At 63.3% G+C, this 21,205-nt stretch carries 19 protein-coding genes; 7 read left to right on the top strand and 12 right to left on the bottom strand.

Features of this window, described 5'->3' with window-relative positions:
* Positions 1–56 precede the first annotated feature (56 nt).
* The 6 genes from ACIPY2_RS05555 to ACIPY2_RS05580 are packed head-to-tail and all read right to left on the bottom strand — an operon-like array spanning position 57 to position 7,328.
* The gene (locus ACIPY2_RS05555; RefSeq protein WP_400265376.1) at positions 57–1,433 is read right to left on the bottom strand and encodes an aldehyde dehydrogenase family protein; all 1,377 of its coding nucleotides are present in this window, start codon (positions 1,431–1,433) and stop codon (positions 57–59) included.
* 43 nt (positions 1,434–1,476) lie between these two features.
* The gene (locus ACIPY2_RS05560; RefSeq protein ID WP_400265377.1) at positions 1,477–2,820 is read right to left on the bottom strand and encodes an NAD(P)/FAD-dependent oxidoreductase; all 1,344 of its coding nucleotides are present in this window, start codon (positions 2,818–2,820) and stop codon (positions 1,477–1,479) included.
* Complete coding sequence (locus ACIPY2_RS05565; protein ID WP_400265378.1) at positions 2,817–3,512, bottom strand: hypothetical protein; 696 nt, start codon at positions 3,510–3,512, stop codon at positions 2,817–2,819. The genes ACIPY2_RS05560 and ACIPY2_RS05565 overlap by 4 nt, the downstream gene beginning before the upstream one ends.
* A 4-nt stretch (positions 3,513–3,516) precedes the next feature.
* A complete protein-coding gene (locus ACIPY2_RS05570; RefSeq protein ID WP_400265379.1) occupies positions 3,517–4,887 on the bottom strand; it encodes a flavin monoamine oxidase family protein in 1,371 nt (456 codons plus the stop codon).
* Complete coding sequence (locus ACIPY2_RS05575) at positions 4,871–5,803, bottom strand: alpha/beta fold hydrolase (protein ID WP_400265380.1); 933 nt, start codon at positions 5,801–5,803, stop codon at positions 4,871–4,873. The genes ACIPY2_RS05570 and ACIPY2_RS05575 overlap by 17 nt, the downstream gene beginning before the upstream one ends.
* Positions 5,796–7,328, bottom strand: a complete 1,533-nt coding sequence (locus ACIPY2_RS05580) for a flavin-containing monooxygenase (RefSeq protein WP_400265381.1) — start codon at positions 7,326–7,328, stop codon at positions 5,796–5,798. Before ACIPY2_RS05580 ends, ACIPY2_RS05575 begins: the two co-directional genes overlap by 8 nt.
* 173 nt (positions 7,329–7,501) lie before the next feature.
* Here ACIPY2_RS05580 and ACIPY2_RS05585 point away from each other — a divergent pair, with 173 nt between their 5' ends.
* The 3 genes from ACIPY2_RS05585 (at position 7,502) to ACIPY2_RS05595 (ending at position 10,713) form a co-directional block, all read left to right on the top strand.
* On the top strand, positions 7,502–8,728 hold the full coding sequence (locus ACIPY2_RS05585) for a PucR family transcriptional regulator (RefSeq protein ID WP_400265382.1): 1,227 nt from the start codon (positions 7,502–7,504) through the stop codon (positions 8,726–8,728).
* 317 nt (positions 8,729–9,045) lie between these two features.
* Positions 9,046–9,471 (top strand): universal stress protein, encoded by a 426-nt coding sequence (locus tag ACIPY2_RS05590; RefSeq protein ID WP_400265383.1) that lies wholly within the window; start codon positions 9,046–9,048, stop codon positions 9,469–9,471.
* A gap of 312 nt (positions 9,472–9,783) precedes the next feature.
* Positions 9,784–10,713, top strand: coding sequence for a phosphotransferase family protein (locus ACIPY2_RS05595; RefSeq protein ID WP_400265384.1), 930 nt, complete (start codon positions 9,784–9,786; stop codon positions 10,711–10,713).
* Positions 10,714–10,749: 36 nt separating this feature from the next.
* Here the strand turns inward: ACIPY2_RS05595 and ACIPY2_RS05600 are convergent, their stop codons facing one another.
* Both ACIPY2_RS05600 and ACIPY2_RS05605 read right to left on the bottom strand, forming a co-directional pair.
* Positions 10,750–11,163: a hypothetical protein gene (locus ACIPY2_RS05600; RefSeq protein ID WP_400265385.1), complete on the bottom strand. Its 414-nt coding sequence runs from the start codon at positions 11,161–11,163 to the stop codon at positions 10,750–10,752.
* A 625-nt stretch (positions 11,164–11,788) separates the two neighbouring features.
* On the bottom strand, positions 11,789–12,103 hold the full coding sequence (locus tag ACIPY2_RS05605) for a hypothetical protein (RefSeq protein WP_400265386.1): 315 nt from the start codon (positions 12,101–12,103) through the stop codon (positions 11,789–11,791).
* A gap of 707 nt (positions 12,104–12,810) precedes the next feature.
* Between ACIPY2_RS05605 and ACIPY2_RS05610 the strand changes: the two genes are divergently transcribed.
* Together ACIPY2_RS05610 and ACIPY2_RS05615 are read left to right on the top strand one after the other, a co-directional pair.
* Positions 12,811–13,413: a TetR/AcrR family transcriptional regulator gene (locus ACIPY2_RS05610; RefSeq protein WP_400265387.1), complete on the top strand. Its 603-nt coding sequence runs from the start codon at positions 12,811–12,813 to the stop codon at positions 13,411–13,413.
* Positions 13,410–14,657: a glycosyltransferase gene (locus tag ACIPY2_RS05615; protein WP_400265388.1), complete on the top strand. Its 1,248-nt coding sequence runs from the start codon at positions 13,410–13,412 to the stop codon at positions 14,655–14,657. Before ACIPY2_RS05610 ends, ACIPY2_RS05615 begins: the two co-directional genes overlap by 4 nt.
* A 66-nt stretch (positions 14,658–14,723) precedes the next feature.
* Here the strand turns inward: ACIPY2_RS05615 and ACIPY2_RS05620 are convergent, their stop codons facing one another.
* The 4 genes from ACIPY2_RS05620 to ACIPY2_RS05635 form a co-directional block, all read right to left on the bottom strand.
* On the bottom strand, positions 14,724–15,122 hold the full coding sequence (locus tag ACIPY2_RS05620) for a hypothetical protein (protein WP_400265389.1): 399 nt from the start codon (positions 15,120–15,122) through the stop codon (positions 14,724–14,726).
* A gap of 62 nt (positions 15,123–15,184) precedes the next feature.
* Positions 15,185–16,432 carry an ABC transporter permease gene (locus ACIPY2_RS05625; RefSeq protein ID WP_400265390.1) on the bottom strand — a complete coding sequence of 416 codons (1,248 nt, stop codon included), beginning with the start codon at positions 16,430–16,432 and terminating at the stop codon, positions 15,185–15,187.
* Positions 16,429–17,157 (bottom strand): ABC transporter ATP-binding protein, encoded by a 729-nt coding sequence (locus ACIPY2_RS05630; protein ID WP_400265391.1) that lies wholly within the window; start codon positions 17,155–17,157, stop codon positions 16,429–16,431. The genes ACIPY2_RS05625 and ACIPY2_RS05630 overlap by 4 nt, the downstream gene beginning before the upstream one ends.
* Positions 17,158–17,159: 2 nt before the next feature.
* The gene (locus tag ACIPY2_RS05635) at positions 17,160–18,671 is read right to left on the bottom strand and encodes an efflux RND transporter periplasmic adaptor subunit (RefSeq protein WP_400265392.1); all 1,512 of its coding nucleotides are present in this window, start codon (positions 18,669–18,671) and stop codon (positions 17,160–17,162) included.
* Positions 18,672–19,270: 599 nt separating this feature from the next.
* On the opposite strand from ACIPY2_RS05635, the gene ACIPY2_RS05640 reads away from it, so the two are divergent.
* Together ACIPY2_RS05640 and ACIPY2_RS05645 are read left to right on the top strand one after the other, a co-directional pair.
* A complete protein-coding gene (locus ACIPY2_RS05640; RefSeq protein WP_400265393.1) occupies positions 19,271–19,993 on the top strand; it encodes a serine hydrolase in 723 nt (240 codons plus the stop codon).
* Between the two features lie 601 nt (positions 19,994–20,594).
* Complete coding sequence (locus tag ACIPY2_RS05645; RefSeq protein WP_400265394.1) at positions 20,595–20,741, top strand: hypothetical protein; 147 nt, start codon at positions 20,595–20,597, stop codon at positions 20,739–20,741.
* Positions 20,742–21,205 lie beyond the last annotated feature (464 nt).

A 21,205-nucleotide genomic window follows, 5' to 3' on the forward strand; every position in this document is an offset into this window, starting at 1 on the left:
GGGTGGCAGCGTGGCGGTACTGCCTGGGGATCCGGTTTGCCGGATGGGGTACTGCTTTACTCAGCGACGAAGAAGAGACGCTTGTTCGCGAACTCGCCGATGCCGAGGGGGCCCATTTCGCGCCCGAAACCGGATCGCTTCACGCCGCCGAACGGGATGTCCGCTCCTTCCGCGGCAATGATGTTTACGTGGGCCATGCCGACCTCAAGCTGTGAGGCCACCCGTGCAGCGCGTGCTGTGTCGGTGGAGAACACGGAGCCGCCAAGTCCCAGCGGGCAGTCATTGGCCAACTCCAGGGCTTCTTCGTCGCTGTGCACGCGGTACACGATCGCCACTGGCCCGAAGATCTCCTCACGGTACGATTCGGAGTCGCGGGGTACGTCGACCAGCACCGCGGGCGAGTAGTAAGCGCCGGGCCCATCGGACAGCACGCCGCCTGCCAGGAGCCGGCCGCCGTCGGAGACTGCCTTTCGGACCTGGGCGTCAACTGTTTCCGCCGCGGCGCGGGTGGAGAGCGGGGTGTACTCCTCCGCCTGGAGGTTCAATTGGTCACCGGGTTTGAGGCCCTCAGCCAGGGAAACCAGTTCGGCAACGAACTCGTCGTAAATGTCGTCCATGACGATCAGGCGCTTGTTGGAGTTGCACACCTGCCCGCCGTTGTAGATCCGGTTCTCCCAGGCGGCCTGGGCAATGCCGGCGACGTCGTCGGAGTCGAGCACCACCATTGCGTCGATGCCGCCCAGTTCCAGGACGCACTTCTTGAGTGCTGCGCCTGCCTGGGCGCCGATGATGGCGCCGGCAGCTTCGGAGCCTGTCAGTGAGATTCCCTGTACCCGCGGATCGGCGATGATCGTGGCGATCTGTTCATGCGAGGTGAACAACGCTTGGTAGCCCCCGGCCGGAACCCCGGCCTCCTCCAGGATCTCCTGCATGGCGAGGTTCGAACGTGGACAGATATCGGCGTGCTTGAGCAGGATCGTGTTCCCCAGCACCAGATTCGGGGCTGCGAAGCGGGCCACCTGGTAGTAAGGGAAGTTCCACGGCATGATCCCGAGCAGGACACCCAACGGCAGCTGCTCGATCACGGCCTTGCCCGGCACGGAGCTTGGAATCCCGTAGCTGGTGATCATGCCTGGCCCGTGGACGCCGTAGTAGTCGAAGATCGAGGCCGTGAAATCGACTTCTTCGAGGGCAGCTTCAATGGACTTGCCCATCTCCGTAGAGATGATTTCCGCGAGCCCGTCACGACGTTCCGTGAGGAGCCCCGCGGCGCGGCGCACGACGGCGGCGCGATGCTGCACGCTGTGGTCCTTCCATTTGCGGTAGGCAGCGTCGGCAGCAACCAGGTACTGCTGGACCTGATCGTCGGTAGCTGATTCGAAGGTTGCCGTGATCTCACCCGTTGCCGGGTTCTGGACTCGGTACTTGGCCATGATGGTTCCTGTCTGTTGTCTGTAGATGAGCGCGCCGCGCCCTTTATCGGGTGGCCAGGCGTGCCCGACGTCGGCTGCCGTTGAACAGGTCGCTGACCCGGTCAAAGAGCCAAACTGCGCGCAGGACGAAGGGATTTATTGCCGGGGACGGCGCATAACCTGTCTTCTCTTCCCAGACCGATTCGAGGTCTGCCGACCGCTTTCCGTCGACGATGTCATCGGCGATGAGCGACCCCAGGTACGGGGCCTGCGCCAGCCCGTGGCCGTTGCATGAGGCCGAGTAGTAGACGTTGTCTCCCACCCGCCCCGCCACAGTGGTCCATGAGGCGGAGAACGAGATCCATCCTCCCCAAGTGCGTGCGATCGGCACATCGGACAGCGACGGGAAACGCCTGTAGAAGCTTTCCGCCAGTTCCCTCATCATTCCCGGGTCCGGGTTCCTCGGCTGGAGTGGATAGTTCGCCCCTGATTCCAGGCGCCGGACGCCGAACACGATGGTGTTCCGTGCAGTGAGCCGGTAGTTCTCCATGATCTGATGCTGGGTGACTACGCCTGAGCGGGAAGTCCATCCCAGTGCGGCGATCCGTTCCGGAGCGATGGGTTCGGTTTCGACCTCGATGATCCAGGCCGGAGTGGATAGGTTCTTGGGGATGATGTCCCACTCGCCGGAGTATGCGTTCGTAGACAGCACTACCTTGTTGGCGATGAGCTCCCCACCGGGGGTGGTCAACTTGACCTTGCCGCCCCGCCGCTGCACGTCGATAACCCTGGACTTCTCGAACACCCGTGCCGATGAGTCGAGCAGGGCCTGCCTCACGCCGCGGCTCAGCTTGCCGGGGTTAAGCATTCCGCCGCGGCGTTCGCGCATGCCGCCAACGAAAGCCCCGGGGATGCCAATCTCCTTCGCAGTGCCCACCTGGCCATCGACTCCGACCTTCCTGAGGATCGCCGCGAGGGTCTTCACCCGGAACATCTGGACCGGGGAAACAGCAGCCCACACCATGCCGTTGGCCTCATAGTCGCAATCGATCTTGTAGTCCTGGATGAGTCCTTCCACATGGCCCGCCGCGTTGTCGGCAAACCTCACCATGCCAGGCAGCTTCTTCGGGGAAAGGACACTCAGCATCCGCAGGTCACCGCCGGGAGCCGAGGCGATCTGCCCACCATTGCGGGAGCTGGCACCATAGCCGCAGAACTCGGATTCCAGGAGCACCACGTCCACTCCCCGCGCGGCCAGCCTCAGGGCCGTCGCCATGCCGCCCATGCCGCCGCCGACGACGGCGACATCACACTCGAGACTTCCCTGCAGTGAGGGAGCAAGGTCCGTTGGCGGCTCGATCCATCCCGTGAACGTCGTGTACTCCACGTTCTTGAATTGGGAATTCATGACGGCACTTCCTGTTTGTTCGCGGCGGCAGCAGCATCCACCCGCGCATTATGGTCGTAGAGCGCCTTGTAGCCCTTGAAGTAGATGAAGCCCTGGGTTCCCCACGTCGCGAGCGCTGCGGTGTAGAAGTAAGAGCGGTAGGCGTCATCGAAGGGCCAGGGGAAGAAGTCGTAAGTAATGGCGATGACCATCGCCACCAGCGTGATGAGCGTGACCGCCACGGACCAGCTCCGCGCTCCGGCGCGCCAGACCCGGCCCGCGAAGTAGAACAGGAAGACCGACGCGATCAGGTTCATGACGAGGAAGAACGTCGCAGGACCGACGTCGTACTTGCCGCCCTGATGGAGCGTGACCAGATAGGCCCCGCCGGTGGCCGCGAGGGCGAAGGCGCCGATCTCATGCCAGAGGGCGGGCCTGTAGCGATGCGAGACCATCATCAGGCCGAGGATGAGGACCAGGGTGAACCCGAACGAGCGGGAGAACGCGTCGAGGAAGTACGCGATCGTGTACATGGGGTTGGTCGGGTCACCGCTGAGCATCGACCAGAGCAGGAAGTTGGTCGCCGAGGTGCCGACCACCAGGCTTTCGATGCCGAGGAAATAGTTGTGGTGGTTCCGGATGAACTTCCATCCATAAACGAAGCCGACGAAAATCAACCACACGTCTGCGACGATGAAGAGCGTTTCGGCCACGGTGCTACTCCTTTCCGATGCGCTGGGCGACCCGCTCAGCGGCCTGCTGGCCGGTGAGAACGGCTCCGTTCATGCAGCCGGACGACTCTCCGGCCGTCTCGGTGCCCGCCCACTCGACCCGCCCGTGCGGCTCGGTGAGCGCGGTGGCGTAACTCGTCAAGGCGAAGGGCGGGAGTGCCGGGTTCGGACCGCCGGCTCCGAACTCCTCCTCGAGCCAGCAGTGGTCGACGTAGTCGATCGGATTCCCCGCTTGGGGGCCGTACAGATCAACCATCTGCTGGATGACCCGCCGGCGCCGGTTCTCCGGATCGAACCCGTCGAACATCACGGGATCGCAGAATCCGAGCAGGATGCCGGGGCCGTCCTCGGGACCCACATCGAAGGTGGCGAACACCGCACCCGTGTCGGAGACCCCCTCGCCGGACATGCCGTCGTTCCTCCAGAACGGAGTCTCGTAGGCGACGTACGCCTTGCTCAGGCCGCCCAGTTTCCACACTTTGGACAGGCTCGTCGTCTTCTCGGGCAGCGCCGGGGAGAAGTCGATGCCTTTGCGATGCATGGTCGCTGCGCTGACGATGACGTACTTGGCCGTCACGTCCCCCGCATCGGTATGGACCGTAACACCGTCCCCGTCCTGCTCGATGCGGCGCGCTGGGGTGTTGAGCCGGACCCGGTCGCCGAGCTTCGCCGCCACCCGCTTCGCGATCTCCTGTGTCGTCTCGGTGATGCGGTCCTGCTGCATGCCGTTCTCGACGTCGAGCATGTGGTCGAAGCCGCCCGCGCCGCGGATGTACGCCAGCACAGCGAGCATCGAGATGTCGTCGGGGCTGGCCCCCCACTGCACCCTGCTGACCACGTTCATCAGGCTGCGGGTCACCGCGCCGGCTCGCTGCTGGCCGAGCCAGTAGCCGAAGGAGATGGAGTCGAGCTCGACGGCGCTCTGAGACTCCCAGGCGGCCTCGGCGTCGATCGACCTCACGAGCTTCTCGAGAGCCATCTGCACGCGAGCCATGTTCAGCATGGCGAGCGGCGAGACCGGTGGGATGGTGCCCTGGTAGCTGCGACGGCGGCCGTCCATCCACAGAGAGTTGCGACCCACGGCGAACTGCGGCGTGATCGTACAGCCGTAGCGCTGGGCGAGATCGCGGATCGCCGTGTGCCTCGGCGAGACCCAGGTTCCCCCGAAGTCCACGGGAACACCTGCGACCTCACCGGTCAGCACACGGCCCCCGACACGGTCCCGTCCTTCCAGGACCATGACCGAGAGGCCCAGGCTGACCAGCCGCTCCGCCGCGCTCAGGCCGGAGAAGCCAGCCCCGACGACCACGACGTCGACGGTTTCCCTGCGGGTGCGTGTTTCAACTGATCTGGACATGGCTTCCTCCTGTACCAACACGTTCGGCGTGCTGGAAGATGTATTGGGTGATGGGGTCCACCAACGCTTGGGGCATGTGGTGCCCCATGCCGGGGATGACCACGTGCTGTGCCTTGCGGATGGCGCTGACAGTGGCTTCACCCCCGGTGTGGGCCACCATGAGGTCGCGGTCACCGTTGATGACCAGGGTTGGAGCTGTGATCCTGGCGAGCTCGGCGGTCCTGTCGCCGGCGAGCTGGATTGCCTGGATCTGACGCGCCGAGCCGGCTGCGAGGTCCCCGGCACTGCGGTCCCAGCCCCGGGCCGCGATGGCAGCTTCGGCGGCATCATCGATCGGGTATTCCTTGCCGGCGATGTGACGGGTGATCCGTAAATGGGCGCGCACGGCCTCGGTACGGTTCCGGGCATCGGGACCCATCAGGAGCCGGATGGTCGACCTCGCCGGCTGGCCTACATTTCGTGCGCCGGTGGTGGAATAGATCGATGTCAGGGACAAGACACGGCCCGGTTCGGTCGCGGCGATGGTCTGGGCGATCATTCCGCCGAGCGAACGGCCGACTACATGCGCCCGCTCGATTCCCAGGTGGTCAAGAACACCCACCGCGTCCCGGGCCATGTCAGCCAGCGTGTAACCGTCGCGGCGCGGGCGCGCCAGGACCTGGCGCCACAGCGCAGGAGCCGGCGTCGTCATGAAAGTGGACCTGCCGACGTCGCGGTTGTCCACGGAGACCACCCGGAAACCGTGGGCGACCAGGGCATCAACCACCGGTTCGGTCCAGAAGGTGAGATCCTCGCCAAGTCCGGCGATGAGGAGGATCACGGGGTCGGCTTTGCTGCCGGCGTCGCGGAAGCAGATAGTCACCCCGGAACGGAGTGTGGCGAACTGGTCGATGTCCGCTGCCGGGGAGTCAGACATGAGCGGCCTGTTCCTTGCCAGCGGGGCGTACGGCGGCCCTGGTTCCGAACTGGAGGTTCCCGTCCGCGACGGGACCGCGGAGCGCCTTGGCATCTTCCGGGTAGGACATCATGGTCCGCCAGGGCTTCTCCGATCCCTGCCTTGGAAGCACTCCCTCTCCGCGCTTGGCGTATCCGGACTGAAGATCCATAACCGGCCTGGTGGTCATTCCCGGGGCCGCGACGGGCACCACGGTGTCGTATCCGTGCTGGTCCATGTGCTTCACCAGGTCGATGAAGTACCGGCACAGCAGGCTGACCTTGAGCGTCCATGAGGACGTCGTGTAGCCGATGGCCATGGCCCAGTTCGGGATGCCGCTGAGGAGGGTCCCTCGGTACGCGATGGTTTCCGCGACGTCTATCCGGCGCCCGTCTACCTCGATCGGCATGCCGCTGAAGAGCTGCAGGCTCAGTCCGGTGGCCGTCACAATGATGTCGGCGGCAAGTTCCTCGCCCGATTCCAGGACGACACCGCGCTTGCTGAAGCGCGCAACGCTCCCCGTGACGACGGACGCATCGCCGGACTTGATGGCGTCGAAGAAGTCGCCGTCAGGCGCCGCGCACAGGCGCTGGTCCCATGGTGCGTACGGCGGATTGAAGTGCTTGTCGACGTCGAAGCCCTTCCCGAGCCGCTTGATGTTTTCGCGTCGCACCATGGCGCGTCCGGCTTTGGGGAACCGGCGCAGGCCTTCGACAACGAAGTGCTCGGTCCAGATGTTCTTGAACCTCGTGGCTGCGTATCCCAGGCGCTCGCCAAGGAGCTTCGTCAGGGCCAACGCCACACGGTCCACCCGCGGCAACGGCATGATGTAGGTCGGGGTCCTTTGCAGCATGGTGACATGGCCTGCTGCCCCAGGCCCCTTTGCCATTGCCGGCACCATGGTCACGGCAGTGGCACCGCTGCCGATGATCACAACCTTCTTACCGCTGTAGTCCAGGTTCTCCGGCCAGTGCTGCGGATGCACCAGGACGCCCTCGAAGTCCGCGCTCCCGGCGAACGATGGTGAGTAGCCTTCGTCGTATTTGTAGTACCCGGTGGCGGCGAATACCCATCCGGCCTTGACGGTCTTCGTGATGGGGGCGCCGGTGTCATGATCCGTGGTTTCGACCGTGAGGCTCCACCTTGACTCGGCGGAGGACCATTTGGCCCGCTGCACACGGTGGCCAGTCCTGATCAGGCCCGCAAGTGCGTTTTCTTCGACTGTTTCACGGAGGTAGTCCAGGATCAACGGAGCGTCGGCGATCGCATTCTCGTGGCGCCACGGCTTGAACTCGTAGCCGAAGGTATGCAAATCGGAATCCGAGCGGATGCCCGGGTACCGGAAGAGATCCCACGTACCGCCGATGTTGTCCCGCCCTTCGAGCACGGTCAGGGATTTCCCGGGCAGTTCGCGCCTGAAGTACGTCGCCGCGCCGATCCCGGAGATTCCTGCTCCAATCACGACGATGTCGAATTCCTCGACCCCGCCTGATGCTCCACTGGTCATCGTTGGCTCCTTGCTGTTTTAAAAGCTGTTGATCCAGTGTCGCCAGTCACACCGTGCGGCCTCTACGACAATGCGCACCGGCTTTAACCGGCCGGGGTGCACCGTGCACATGATGGGTTCCGTCCGGCTGAATCCGCAGTGACTCACCCGCCGCCGCAAGGCAAACTGTCAACATGGAAGAACTTTGGCCACCGCCCAGCCCGGCGGCCGCTGACATGATCCGCTCCATCTGCGAACGGCTCCTGAACGTGGCGGACACCTTCGCGGGTGCGATCTCGGAACCGGCCGTCATCGCACTCAACGCCCCCGCCCTCCTGGCAGATGCGTCTTTGTTGGCCGAAGACCGCGAACTCAACCGCTCCGATCTTGTCCAATGGCTGACGTCGAACATCCAACATCCGGGTATGCGCGTGGATCCATATGTGGGGCCGAGGGCCGCCGCCTACATCGGCGACCTCGTGTCCCGCGGTATCGCCCCGGATTTCGCATCCGGATGGCGGGCTGCGCTCGCCGTGGGGTGGCGGGGATGGCTCGTGGAGTGCGTCGCGCACTGCTCCGACCCTGATGTCCTTGTGGAAGTACTGGATAAGTCAGCGCATTCGATGATGCAGTACGCCCTCGACTCCGTCTCTGTCCTGCGCGAGGCTACCCTGGCTGCCTCGATGGGCAATGCCAATGCCGAGGCTGTTGCCATGATTCAACTGATAGCCGGCGGGGCACCCCTGACGCAGGACCTTGCAGAGGAACGCCTGAGCTACCGCATGGCACGCCAGCACGTCGCCCTGGTGCTCTGGACCGACGATCCGCGCAGCGGAAGCTCACTGGACAAGGCAGTTGCGGCCCTGCGGGCGTCTGCATCGGGACGGGCCCTGCTGGTGGCAAGGGCCAGTGCCGCATCACGATGGATCTGGCTCTCCGGACCCGAGCAGCCTGACCTCCACCATCTGGAAAAGATCGTGGTGACTGCCAACCAAGTAAGGGGCGCCGTGGGCAGGCCCGCCCATGGACTGGACGGGTTCCGGTCCAGCCACCAGGACGCACTGGCGGCCCAGGCCATGCTGACCCGGCTGGGATCGGACCGGCAATTCACGGTCTATGCCGACGTCGAACTTGTCGACAGCCTCACCAAGGACCGTCCCAGCGCGCAGCGCTTTGTAGCCAGGACGCTCGGCCCCTTGGCGGAAGCGGACGTGACATTGCAGCAGGCGCTGCTGACGTACGTGCAATGTGGCTTTAACACCACTCGGGCAGCGTCCCGGCTATACCTGCACAGGAATACCGTGGAGCGTCGCGTGTCCAGGGCCAACGAACTCTCCGTGGTCAAGGTCGAGGACAACCCTGCCCACGTCGCCGCCGCCTTGTTGGTGCTGGATCTCGTTCCGGGGATCGTGGTGCCATAGTCGGCTCGCCGCCGAGGTAGCTGAGATTGGGACTAAAGTCCGGGCCGTGCGTCCCTGGCAAAGAACCATGCTTTGGCACCTTCGACCAACACCATGTACACGGCGGTCATGGCCAGCAAGGCAAGGAAGAACGGCATCGGAAGCGGGTCGAAGCCCAGAACGCCCTGCAGGGGCGACAGCGGCAGGATGATGCCGAGGGTAACTACACCCAGTGTCGCCGCTGCCAGTCCCCGGGAAGGCCGGCCGCGCAGGAACGGTACCCGGCGGGTCCGGATGGTCTAAGCAGCAGACTGGAGCCGAGCAAGATCATTGTCGGCGTGGACGGGTCGGCGGCGTCCAAGGACGCCCTTCGCGAGGGTCAGCGCCTGGCGCTTGCTTTGAATGCACCCCTTGAAGCCTGGGGCTGCTGGGAGCTGCCCTTGGGCTACGAAGGTTATCTGGCGTTGGGGATCGACGGCTTCGCCCACGACGCCGAAGAGAATGTCCGGTTGTCGCTGGAGGACGTCTTTGGTCCTGAATTGCCGCGGAATGTCAGCACGCGCCTGGTTCAAGGTTCCGCGCGTGCCGCCCTTGTTGAGGGCAGCAAACACGCGGCCCTCGTGGTCGTGGGGCGCCGGGGCCACGGCGGCTTCGGCGGTCTTCTTTTGGGGTCGGTCAGTTCGGCGGTAGTAGCGCACGCCCACTGTCCAGTGGTTGTTGTCCACACGCCGCAAACGCCTCGCGGGCATGAAACAAACGCCTGAAACAGGAGCGGACCTCACGAGGGTCGAGTACCCGCCATTCCACCTGCGCTGGCTGCCTACCAGGCCCCACCGGGCAGGCCCGGCGGAGAACGCGTCGAAAGGGTCGACGGTGGCGGACAGCAGAGCTGACCCGCGGCCGGCGCGGGCCGAGGACTTGGCACGACGGCGAGTGGCCGCCGTCGTGTGCACAACCCCGCCGGGGCACAGTTGGGGAAACCAGGGCGAGCTGATTGACGACGAGCACTCATCCCGAGATTGGACTTCCATCCAGTTTTGCAACATCGATCCGCCGCCGGCTCCTAGGATGAGTGGGTGGACCTTTCGCAGCTAGGCGCGCCGATCGGGCCGATGATTCGCGTCCCTGGCGGGTTCGCTAACCGTTTGTACCGGCTCGACACCGACCAGGGGTCCTTTTCCGTGAAAGAGCTGAACCTCGACGGTCGCCGCTGGACCTCTCCCGCTGAGGACGTCTTCAGGTTTGAGCGCGCAGCCTTCACTGCCGGCATTCCGATGCCGGAACCGATCTCGGCCAGTCACCACACGCTCGTGCACCGCTGGGTCGAAGGTGAGCAATTGCCCGAGGCGCCGGTGTCGCCGGCGTACGCGTTTGAGATCGGAGAGATCCTCGCGCGCATCCACGCGCTCGACGTCGACTGGACCCATGTGTCGATCGCGGACCGGATGACGCGGGATTGGTCCGAGCTTGCTGCACGGGCGATCGCGACCAGACAGCCGTGGGCCGATGAACTCGCCGCGGGCGTCGAGACGTTCCTCGCGATTGCCGATTTCGTCAACACCTGCGAGCGGCCAGGCCCTGTCGTGCTGACTCACAGGGACATACATCCGTGGAACCTGCTCGTCCGAGAGGCCCGACCGGTGGTGCTCGACTGGGAGCTCTCGGGAAGGCTCGACCTGTCCGGTGAGCTCGGCTCAACCGCCCTCTCCCTCGCAAAAGGACCAGACTTCGACGACATCAAGCCCACCATTTTCCGCTCCGTTCTCGACGGGTACGTGGCCGGCGGCGGAGCGCTGCCCCCTCCAGGACCAAGTTGGTTTGTTTTCATGGTCGGCGCCTGGCTGGGGCACATGAGGTGGAACCTCCCCCGGTGTCTCGCTGGTGTGGAGGCGAACACCGGCCCCGATCTCGCACTGTCGCACGAGTCCGTGCGCAATGGGCTACGCGGCCTGCCCGAACTGTTCGGGCGACTTCCCGAGCTTGAGGCGCAGCTCCTCGGAAAGTGATGTGCAGTCCGATTCCGCTCGCCCCATCGAGCACCTTTAGAAGAAGAGCCCGAATATAGACCAGATGTAAATCAGCAGCGATACGTAGCCCGCAGCGAAGGCTGTTTGATAGGGCCAGCGCGTCCGAGTCAGGGACTCAGCTCTAACGGACCGCCGCCCGCTGGTACTGGCTCTAACAGGTCTGACGGCGGGCAGTTTCAACGGGAAGAGGAATAACGCTGTCACAAGAAGTGCTGCCGCCAAGAAGCCGAACGCCCAGAGCCCCTGAAAGGCTGTCAGGAATGGCAGCATGGCTGCAGCCACGAGGGCCACACCATTACCGCCCAGCTGCAACCGCACGAAGAATCGATCCATCGCGAAACTCGGTCTGAGCGGGTATCTGAACCGCCCGGCAACTGCCAGAGACAAGGCAACCACGACCAGCGCCAGTATGATGAAGGATCTTGCCACGAGGACTACTTTCCGTCAGAGGCTCAAGTGAAGCAATGCCTCGGGGCGCTGGATGCCTTCCGGTGTTGGGTTGAGCCCCAGTACTTCAAGATTCCGGGTCAGCGAGTGTCGCATCGATTACTCACGGAGCCCACCTGCCGGACCTGCTGCTTCAAAAGAAGGATGGGTACTAGGTTGGCCAGCATCAATAAGAGTATGCCAATGATGCCCGGCGCGGTGGGCTTGCTGATGGACATCACCACGTAGGTCGCTGCCCCGATCAGGACAATTCCAAAAACCGCCCATCTCCATACCTCGCCGCTAAAAACTGCGCCTTCCCGTCTGCGACTTCCTATGCGCCAGGCCCGAATAAGCGTGACGACCGTGACGGTCGCCATGCCAACAACCAAGAACGACACAGGTCCTGCGTCTGGCTGCACGGCTGCGTGACAATTAGGGCCATGCCGCCCAAGGCCGCCAAGGCCATCAGAACTGCTGCTGCCCCAGTCTTTGTGGCTGCCATATTCATATGTTCGGCCCTCCCTGCAGAGATCAGACACATCGGAAGTTGCGCGTACCAGTTCGACGGTTTTGGTCGTTCCGGACGGTAAGCCTAAGTGATGATCCTGCAGCGGAAGCCAAATCACTACTCTTCGCCGTCTTGTCGATACTGCTCTTGTTCGCGCTCAAGAGGTAGTCCAGCTGCAATGCGGCGGCGGTCTTCCCTGCTCGAGGCATTCACCTTCCTGAGCCCAAGTGCCCCCTTAAAGATGAAGATGCCCGCAGCTAACATCACCAAACGGATTAATCCGATGGACCAGTACGTACCAGAGTCGTCAACCTCTGGCCCGAAGATCAGGAACAGAACCAGAGCCAAGAGCATCAAACCGTTGGCGATGGTGTAAGGGCCAAACGTGGCGAACACCGCATTCCAGGTAGTTGCGCTTGAACGGTTTTTCAAGGGAGCTCCTTCCCTGTCGCTGGACTCAGGATGCAGGATAGCCAAGTTTCTCCGCGACCTCGAGGACGGCTTTGGGTGTTCGGATTAGGAAGGTCCACGGCATGTTTTCCTCGGCAAGGAAGTTCACCTGCGCGGGCGTCAAGACGTTCAGCCGGCCTAGGGACACCTCACGTATCGCGGATCGCTCTGCCCGCCACGGCCCGGCAAGTCGCCCTCGTCAGTGAAACCTCATGCGGAATTCGATATGCGAGTCATCCAGGACCCGTACTACCCAGGGCCCGAGGATCCTTGTCATTTTCCCCGGTCGTTCCAGACCGCCCTTGAATACGCAGATCATCCAAACCACCTAAATGGATTGAAACTGAACCAGGTCTGCGTCCATGCCGTCCCCAATTTTTCGGTGCCCCCATTCGGCACATTGGCCGCTCAACTCCGAGCTAAGGAAGATCGCTTTCGCCGCACGGCCCGGCATGGACCCCGGATGTGTACAGGTACTTACCGTTTTGTACCTGCCGGGCCGCCGGCCCTGAATAGGCGCACAGTAGCCTGTCGCTGGTGGTGAGACGATGGCCGGTGTTGCGTATGGTCTCGACCCAGTGCCTGCTGTTGGCCGGGATGGTGAGTTTCCGTCGGGGGCGTCGCACGTGGGCCTGGACGGCAGGGCTTGGCTCTGGTGCCGCATCCGTTTTGGCGTTAGTGTGATTAACATGAAATCTGGGTCACCTTCGCGGGGCTATGTGATGACGAAGCGGGCCGAGTCCGCGGCCGCCACCAAAGCCAAGGTCCTCGATGCTGCGGCAGCGGAATTCGTGCACGGCACGCCCGTTGCGGGCATCACGCTCGACGCCGTCGCCGCCCGCGCGGGGGTCAGCGTGCAAACTGTGCTTCGCCACTTCGGCGACAAGGACAGGCTCTTCACCGCAACAGCCGAGCGCCAAGCGGCAAGAGTCGCCGCGGAGCGGGATGCAGCTGTGCCGGGAGACCTCGCGGGCGCCGCAGTCAACCTCGCAGAGCACTATGAACGGGACGGAAACCTCGCCCTGCGGCTCCTCGCTGAAGAGACGTCCTCGCCGTTCATGGCAGCAGTGACGGCCAACGGCCGCGCCTATCACCGGTCCTGGTGCGCCCAAGTGTTCGGGCCATTCCTTGCCGGGCTCGACGGCGATGAACGCACCCGCCGTTTAGCCCAGTTCGTCGCCGTGTGCGACGTCTACGTCTGGAAGCTGCTCCGGCAAGATGCCGGGCTGGGCCGGGAGGCGTATATCCAAGCAGTTCTCGAACTCCTCGAACCCCTCACCCGGAGGACATGATGTCCCGAATCCTTGCCTACACCTCCCCTGCCATCGGACACCTCTTCCCGATGACTCCGCTGCTTCTCGAGCTCACCCGGCGCGGACACCAGGTGCATGTTCGTACCCTCGCGGACCAAGTGGAGCTTCTACGCGGCCTCGGACTGGCAGCGGAGCCCATCGACGAACGTATCGCCGCGATACAGCACCGCGACTTCGGCGCCAAGAACACCCTGGAAGCACTTTCGGCGTCCGTTGAGGTGTTCGTTGAACGGGCCGGGCTGGACAGCGACGACCTCGCCGCCGCAATCAGCTCTGTGCGGCCAGACGCCGTGATCGTCGATTTCAACTCGTGGGGCGCACGCGCGGCCGCCCAAGCCTGGGGCGGCCCATGGGCCGCCTTCTGTCCCTACACCCCGCCGATCAGTTCCCGAGGCGCACCTCCATTCGGTCCCGGGCTCGCGCCCCTGACGGGTCCCCTCGGCCGACTCCGCGACAGCCTCCTGCGTCCCCTCATCATGGGCCAGCTCGAAAAACGATACCTTCCGGGCATCAACGCGATACTCACCACCAACGGGGTACCGGCCGTCACGACTACCGACGGGTTCTTCCGGTCCGCTCCCCTGACCCTTGTGGCGACCTCCGAGCCGTTCGAGTACCCGCACCCCGGCTGGGCACCGGACCTCCGCATGATCGGCGCCCTTCCTTGGGAACCGCCTCAGGAGGTCCCGGCATGGGTCGAGGAACCGGGGGACCCGTTCGTTCTGGTCACCACGTCCTCTGAGTACCAGGCCGATGAGGCGCTGGCGCGGGCCGCCGTCCAGGGCCTGGCCGGGGAGCCCTACCGGGTTGTCATCACGATGCCGGCCGGTGTCGCGGACCTGGGCCGGTTGCCGGCCAATGTGCGGGTGGAGCGGTTCGTCCAACACGGGCCCATCCTTGCCCGCGCAGCCGTGGCCGTGACCCACGGAGGGATGGGAGCGACGCAAAAAGCGCTCAGCGCCGGTGTGCCCTGCGTCGTTGTACCCTTCGGACGGGACCAACTCGAGGTAGCCGCCCGGGTGAAACACGCAAACGCAGGGGTACGTGTGCCCAAGCGGAAGCTAAGCCCCGAACGCTTACGGGAGGCCGTGCGACGGGCAGCAACAATGGCGGACGGGGCATGCCGGATCGCTTCTGGTTACCGCCGCGCTGGCGGAACCGCGGCCGCGGCCGAAGCAATCGAGGCACTCCCGGACCAGAAACCGCAGCCCGAAGCAGCTTAGGCCGCTGACGCTCACGTGGTGGCTGGTGCGCCCCGAAGCCATCCGACGCGATGCTACACCGGGAATTTATGGGGTTGTTGTGGGTGGTGTGGAGGGAACGGCGCTTGGTGAGGCGCCGTTCGTGGGGGCCCCGCTCTGGCGGTTTCGGCCCTGCCCGCCGTTGAAATTCTGGAACTGGCCGCGGCCTTGACGGCCCTGGTTCGCGTCCATGGCCTTGGTGACGCCGACACCGGCGAAGAAGCCTACGGCCACCAGGAGGACTGCGAGGAGGATTTGCGTCACCCGTCCCATCTTGAACCGTTTTTTGGGCACGAACGGGTCCGGGGCCTGAGCGTCGGGCGCCTCGGCAGGTTCTGGTTCGGTCTCTTGCAGGAGCCCGCTTGTTTGTGTTTCGTAGTATCCCTCACCGTGGGGCGCGAGGGGTTCGGGCTGGTTTGGGTCGGATGTGGGTGTTTGGTGGGACATTTGAGGGACTCCTGAGTGGCTGTTTCTGCGTGTTTACGTGCTTGGCGTGGACGGCGGCTTGGTCATTCGTACCGCAGGGCATCGATCGGCCGGAGCTTTGCGGCTTTGTTGGCCGGATAAATTCCGAAAACAAGGCCGATGGCTGCGGAAACCAGGAATGACAGCCACACGGTCCACCACTGGACCTCAGGCTGGGTTCCGAATAAGGGGAAGGCGCTGCCGATATAGCCGGCGGCAATGCCCAGTACCCCGCCGATCAGTGAAATGATGAGCGACTCGATCAGGAACTGGCTCACGATGCCGCCTCGTGAGGCTCCGATGGCCTTCCGGATGCCGATTTCGCGGGTACGTTCGGTGACGGTGACGAGCATGATATTCATGACGCCGATCCCGCCGACCAGAAGTGAAATACCGGCTACGGCGCCCAGGAGGATGGTGAGCGTAGCAGTGGTCGAGGTGGCCGTTGTGAGGATTTGAGCTTGGTTCCGCACTTGGTAGTCGCGGTTGGTTGCGGTGACGTTGTGTCTGGCGTCGAGGATCATCTGGACCTCGTTCTGGGCTTGGTTCATCACCTCCGCTGACTGTGCCTGGACGCTGATGGAGGCCAGCGAGGGCGAATATCCGGTGAATTTGTCCTGGGCGGCGCCGTAGGGGATCACAACGATGTCGTCAGGATCATTCAGGCCCGAGGACCCTTTCTGTGCCAAGACCCCGGAGACCACGAAGTTCTGGCCGTTCAGGGCGATTGTCTGCCCAACGGCAGAAGCTACGGAGCTGCCCACGAGGTCCTGTGCCACGGTGTTGCCGATCACGGCCACCGCTGTGCCGTTGTTGGCGTCACCGTCGGTGAAGTAGGAGCCCGTCGCCAGTGTGTCGTTCGAAATTGCAAAGTACGACGGCGTGGTGCCCACGAACGTCGCGACAGCGTGGCTCGCGTCCTGATATGTACCCGTGACGTTCTGTGCCGTGACTACCGGCGCGGTTGCGGCGATGTCGGGGGCCATGACCGGATCAGTCAGCGCGGCCATGTCCTGAAGGGTCAGATTAGTGCCGCGCGACCGCGGGCCGCTGACTGTCTGTCCCCCGCTGGCGGCCCTGCCACCAGCCGATGTTTGCCGGCTCACGGTGAGCACATTGGTTCCCAGTTTGCCGATCTGGGCTTTGATGGCATTCGAGGTCCCGGCGCCAACGGCGAGCAGGATGATGACCGACGCGATGCCGATCAGGATACCCAGCGTGGTCAGTACAGAGCGCATCTTATTGGCCATGACTCCCGACAGGGCAAAGCGTACGGATTCGGCGACCATCATGCCGTTACCGCCGTCGCCTCCGGGCGTCCGTGGACGCTGCGCAACCTGTAGTCCTCAATGATGTGGCCGTCTTGAAACCGCACCACACGGTTGGCGCGTGCGGCTACATCGGCCTCATGTGTGATCATCACGACGGTCCTGCCGCTGGCATGCAAGGACTCGAACAGGTCAAGGATCTCGTGTGAGGACCTGGTATCCAATGCACCTGTTGGTTCATCAGCCAGCAACAGCACCGGGTTGGTCACGAGCGCCCGGGCGATGGCCACACGCTGCTGCTGGCCTCCGGAGAGCTGTGAAGGCTTGTGGTCGGCCCTTTCAGCAAGACCCACCGACTTGAGTACGTCCAGCGCCCGCTCACGGCGTTCCTTGCGGTGGACTTTTGCGTAGGCCAGGGGCAAGGAGACGTTGTCCACGGCGCGTGTGCGGGGAATTAGATTGAAGTTCTGAAAGACGAAGCCGATTTTCCGGTTGCGGATCTGCGCCAGTTGGTATTCGTCCAGCGTTCCGGTGTCGATGCCGTCCAAGTGGTAGGTGCCTCTTGTAGGACCGTCGAGGCAGCCGATGATGTTCATCATGGTGGACTTCCCGGATCCCGACGCGCCGATGATTGCCACGAAGTCGCCGCGGTCAATGGAAATGCTGACCGAATCCAGTGCCCGTACTTCTGCTTCGCCTTTGCCGTAGATCTTGCTCACGGCCTCCAGTTCGATAACCGCGTCCTTCACGGCTACCCGCCGCTTCCGCGGGCGCCACCGGAGCCACCAGCGCCTCCGAACCCGCCGAAGCCGCCTGTCCCGGAGCGTCCTGTGGTTCCGGTGGTGTCCAAGGTGGACGAAATTGCCGGCAGTTCGATTTGGTCACCCGCGCTGAGGCCGGTGAGTACCTGGGTTCGCCCGTTGTCCGTGATCCCCGTAGTTATGGTCACCGGCGTCGAAGCGCCGTCCTTGATGACGTTGACGGTTTGCTTCGTTCCGGTGCTGGCGATTGCCAGGGACGGCACCGACAGGGCGTTCTTTGCGGTCCCGGTGGTCACGGAGATGTTGGCGCTTTGCCCCAGGCGCAGGCCCGCGGGCGGATTGCTGATCGAGATGGTCACCGGGTAGCTGACAACGTTGTTGGTGGTGGTAGCGTTCTGGGCGATCGCGGTGATGGTCCCCGTAACAGGTGCCGCTGAGGGGTCCGTTTTCAGTGCCGGGAACGTGAAGGTCGCAGAGTCTCCGGCCTTCATGGCGGCAATGTCAGCCTCGGCGAAGTTTGCGATGACCTGCAAATGTGCCGTGTCGCTGATCGTGATGAGCCCGGTGGACGAGGTGCTCGCTGAGGAGGTGCTCGTGGTGTCCTTGGAACCCCCGGTCGCCGTTGTGGATGCTCCTGACGAGCCGGAGCCGCCCGAACTGCCGCCGGCAGTGCCACCCACTACAGCGTTAACGGCGGTGACAGTACCTGACACCGGGGCCGCAAGGGAGCAGGACGCCAGGTTCTTGGTTGCGGTGTCGACAGCGACCTGCGCCGCGGTGGTGTTCGACGTCGCACCTCCGCTGCTCTGCGCGGAGTTCAGCGACGTAGCCGCCGAGGCCAGCTGCTCTTTGTCCTTCAGCGCTGAGCTGGCTTGCTGGTTGACTGCCTGCGTCAAGGATTGGTCGTCCTTTGCAAGCTGGGCTTGAGCCGCGGCGAGGGCCGTCTGGGCCTGCTGACTGGCGGGTTGGGCGCTGGCACTGCTTTGAGCAGAAACGACCGTGGCCTTGTCGTTGTTCACTGCGGTCTTCGCCGCGGCCACGGCACTGTCCTGCTGGATGGCATCCAAGTTGGCCGTTTGCTGGGCATTGGCCAGGTTTTGCTTTGCCGTAGCTACCTGGTTGTCGGCTGAGGCCTGCTGCTGATTGGCCTGCGCGACGGCGGAATCCAGCTGGGCCTGGGCCACGTCAAGGGCGTTTTGGGCATTGGTGGGGTCAATCGTGACCAACACCTGCCCTGCATTCACTTGCTGGCCCGTCACTGCGGAGACCGTGGCGATTGGTCCGGAGCAGTTCTGTGCGTTGATGACCGTGGTGCTGGCCGGGGCAACGTTGCCGGTGGCGGTGGAAACAGCAGTGAGGTCCGCGGCGCTGACGGCGACGGTACGGGGCGCGGTGTCAGACACCGTTCGCGGCGTTCCGTTCATCACGAAGACAGCGGCGGCCACAACGCCGACCACGGCCACCCCGATCCCGGTGTTGAGGAGTTGAGGCTTTGAGAGCATGCCCGAACCGTACGGTTACAGGCTGAGAGCATTCCGGGTGCAAGCTGTGGTTTGACTATGTGACGTTCAAACTCTTCACACTGGATCATCTCAAAGACCTTGAGAACCTGAATACCAGCAGAGATTCACCGGCACGGCAGAACTATTGCCCAAGGGCTCTTTGATGCCGCCAGGCAGCCGCTGTACGCGGCTACTCGCTCCCATGGCAGACCCAAAAAGGGCGCCCACATCCACACTTTTGGAGGACGTACCCAGCCTTCCGTTACCGATGGTCAGATAACAGTCAAATCAAAGCACCTGCATAGGTTTACCGTTTAGCGTTGCCGACTGTGGACGAACACAGACCCCAGTCTCCAGACGAACAGGCATGCACGACCGGGCCCGTCCGATCGCCGGCGTTTCACCGCCGACGCGCACTCGTAACAGGAGCCTGTGCCGTCGTGCTGGCCATAGCGTTGCCGGTCAGTGTTCACGCAGCGTCGCGGGCCCGTCCCCCATCCTCGGTCCTTTCGAACAGCACGCTGAAAACAGGTTCGGGGCTACAGCCACCTCCACCTGCGGCTCTTTCACTACCGACAGCCAGTTCCCCAGCAACAGGGGTGACCGGACCCGCCGTCGTCGTAGACCCTGCCCTGGACAGCAAAATCAACGGCGTTATCGACGCTTACCCCGAGTATCAAATCGGAGTCGCGCTCCTGAATGTGTCCGCCGGGGCCGAGAGTGGAAAAGTCCACCAGTACGGTGTCGAGGAACCCTTTGAAGCTGCCAGCACCGCCAAAGTCTTGGCCGCGGAAGCCTATTACCACCTTGTTGAGACCGGCGCGGCATCACTGGACGAACCGTTGGGAGCCTACCCCGCATCGTTTCAACTGCAGGCAATGATCCAGCAGAGTGACAATGACTCGTGGTCCCTGATCATGGACGCGATCGGCTACCAGGAGCTGAGCGACTACGCCAGTTCATTGGGCGTGCAGTACGACCCAGAAACGAACACCCTGACCCCCGCGGACATGGCCCACATCCTCGGCCGGCTCTACTCCGGCAGCCTGCTCAGTGCTGTGGACACAACGCAGTTACTGGCCACCATGCAGAATACGAACGACGAAACGCTCATCCCGGCCGCCGTTCCCGCAGGCGTCAAGGTCTACCACAAGTACGGTGAGCTTGACGGGGAACTTCACGACGCCGCGATACTGGACAAAGCCGGTACAGCCTACGCCCTGGTTGTCTACACCAAGGGCGATGACCTGGGCAGCACGCCGGAACGCACCACCATCATTCACCAAGTGACAAAGGTCGTGGCGGACGCTCTCTTCAAGTAGGAGTGCCAGAGTCGAACCAACGCCACTGGCCCGCGCGCCTCTTCATCCGCCGTACTAGGCCTTAGTGCAGCGGATGAAGGTCCCGTCTCGGCGTGCTCCCTTAGAAAAGGTTTCATGTGGTGGAGACAACAGGGCCGGGCTTCTGAAGTACACCCTAACCTGACGTCATCGTCGCCTTTCGTGCGAGAACTTGGGCGTGAGGATGGGAGCTATTACTCATTTCTTCGCGTCATGTTCCGCCCGCAGCCCAGTAAGCCCCCTTTGGGTGCAGATTCATGGGCTGTAGTGGCTGGTTTTGGGCTTTTCTGGCCCGTTTTGTTCTTTCTAGCTGTCAGATTGGGATCTGGGAACACTGAGGGCCACGCCACTGTCAGGGAATCCGAATTTCTCTTCACTCTGACGCCAGCACGAGGGGCTCCGGTAGCTTGCGATTGCTGACTTGTGGCGCCACCGGCGCGCCAGCGGCCTCATCATCACGGGCTCCGGCCAGAACGATCGGCGCGCTGGCCCGACAGGACGTCTAGCATCGCCTTCGTTTGTGGGGCCATGATGACGGGAACGAACAAAACGATAAATTCGCAGGAAACGTAAGCGAGTCATCTTGGCAACGAGTACTGCGATCAAGGAATCCTTCCTCGCACCCGAGGCGCCCGGAACAGGGAAGCTCTACAACTTCATGGAAGCCCATGCCGAGAAGAACGGTACTCAACCGGCTCCTCATCCGGCAGCGCAACGGATGACACGATAGGAACCATTTTCACTGCCCTTCTCGACAGCTGGTCTTGATGCCGTTCGGGCCATGGCTGACCGGTAAGGTCAGAAAGGAACGGCCGTGTCTCCTGAAGATATTCTGGACATTCTAAACAAGCTCCTGCAGGCCGTGCTGCCAAAGCACGAGGGACCGACGGCCGTCGTGCCCGCTGACCTAGGAGATGCCGGGCTGATCAAGCGCGACGGCGTGGGAAGCAAAAACCGCACTTCTCACCTGACCGGTAGTGGTGGCTTTGTGCTGAGCTGCCGACGGGCTGCTCTGCGAAGGTGTTTTTGCTTGTCTTTGGTGCGTGCCAGGAGTACAACGGCGCTTAAGGCGTTCGGTAGGCCGGACGGTCCGGTTTTGTTCGTGGCTTCCTGTTGGCTGGGGCACGGGAGTCGGATAGTGAAGCGCTCGAGAATTCGTAGCGCGGGTTCCTGGTGGACGGATTCATGCTGCTG

The organism is Paenarthrobacter sp. NPDC089675, assembly GCF_044749185.1.
GTDB lineage: Bacteria > Actinomycetota > Actinomycetes > Actinomycetales > Micrococcaceae > Arthrobacter.

What these genes read in the sequence shown, in the direction of transcription:
- ACIPY2_RS05555 (WP_400265376.1), bottom strand. Translation starts at nt 1,433, where the DNA reads ATGGCCAAGTACCGAGTCCAGAACCCGGCAACGGGTGAGATCACGGCA.
- ACIPY2_RS05560 (WP_400265377.1), bottom strand. Translation starts at nt 2,820, where the DNA reads ATGAATTCCCAATTCAAGAACGTGGAGTACACGACGTTCACGGGATGG.
- ACIPY2_RS05570 (WP_400265379.1), bottom strand. Translation starts at nt 4,887, where the DNA reads ATGTCCAGATCAGTTGAAACACGCACCCGCAGGGAAACCGTCGACGTC.
- ACIPY2_RS05575 (WP_400265380.1), bottom strand. Translation starts at nt 5,803, where the DNA reads ATGTCTGACTCCCCGGCAGCGGACATCGACCAGTTCGCCACACTCCGT.
- ACIPY2_RS05580 (WP_400265381.1), bottom strand. Translation starts at nt 7,328, where the DNA reads ATGACCAGTGGAGCATCAGGCGGGGTCGAGGAATTCGACATCGTCGTG.
- ACIPY2_RS05585 (WP_400265382.1), top strand. Translation starts at nt 7,502, where the DNA reads ATGGAAGAACTTTGGCCACCGCCCAGCCCGGCGGCCGCTGACATGATC.
- ACIPY2_RS05610 (WP_400265387.1), top strand. Translation starts at nt 12,811, where the DNA reads ATGAAATCTGGGTCACCTTCGCGGGGCTATGTGATGACGAAGCGGGCC.
- ACIPY2_RS05615 (WP_400265388.1), top strand. Translation starts at nt 13,410, where the DNA reads ATGATGTCCCGAATCCTTGCCTACACCTCCCCTGCCATCGGACACCTC.
- ACIPY2_RS05620 (WP_400265389.1), bottom strand. Translation starts at nt 15,122, where the DNA reads ATGTCCCACCAAACACCCACATCCGACCCAAACCAGCCCGAACCCCTC.
- ACIPY2_RS05625 (WP_400265390.1), bottom strand. Translation starts at nt 16,432, where the DNA reads ATGATGGTCGCCGAATCCGTACGCTTTGCCCTGTCGGGAGTCATGGCC.
- ACIPY2_RS05635 (WP_400265392.1), bottom strand. Translation starts at nt 18,671, where the DNA reads ATGCTCTCAAAGCCTCAACTCCTCAACACCGGGATCGGGGTGGCCGTG.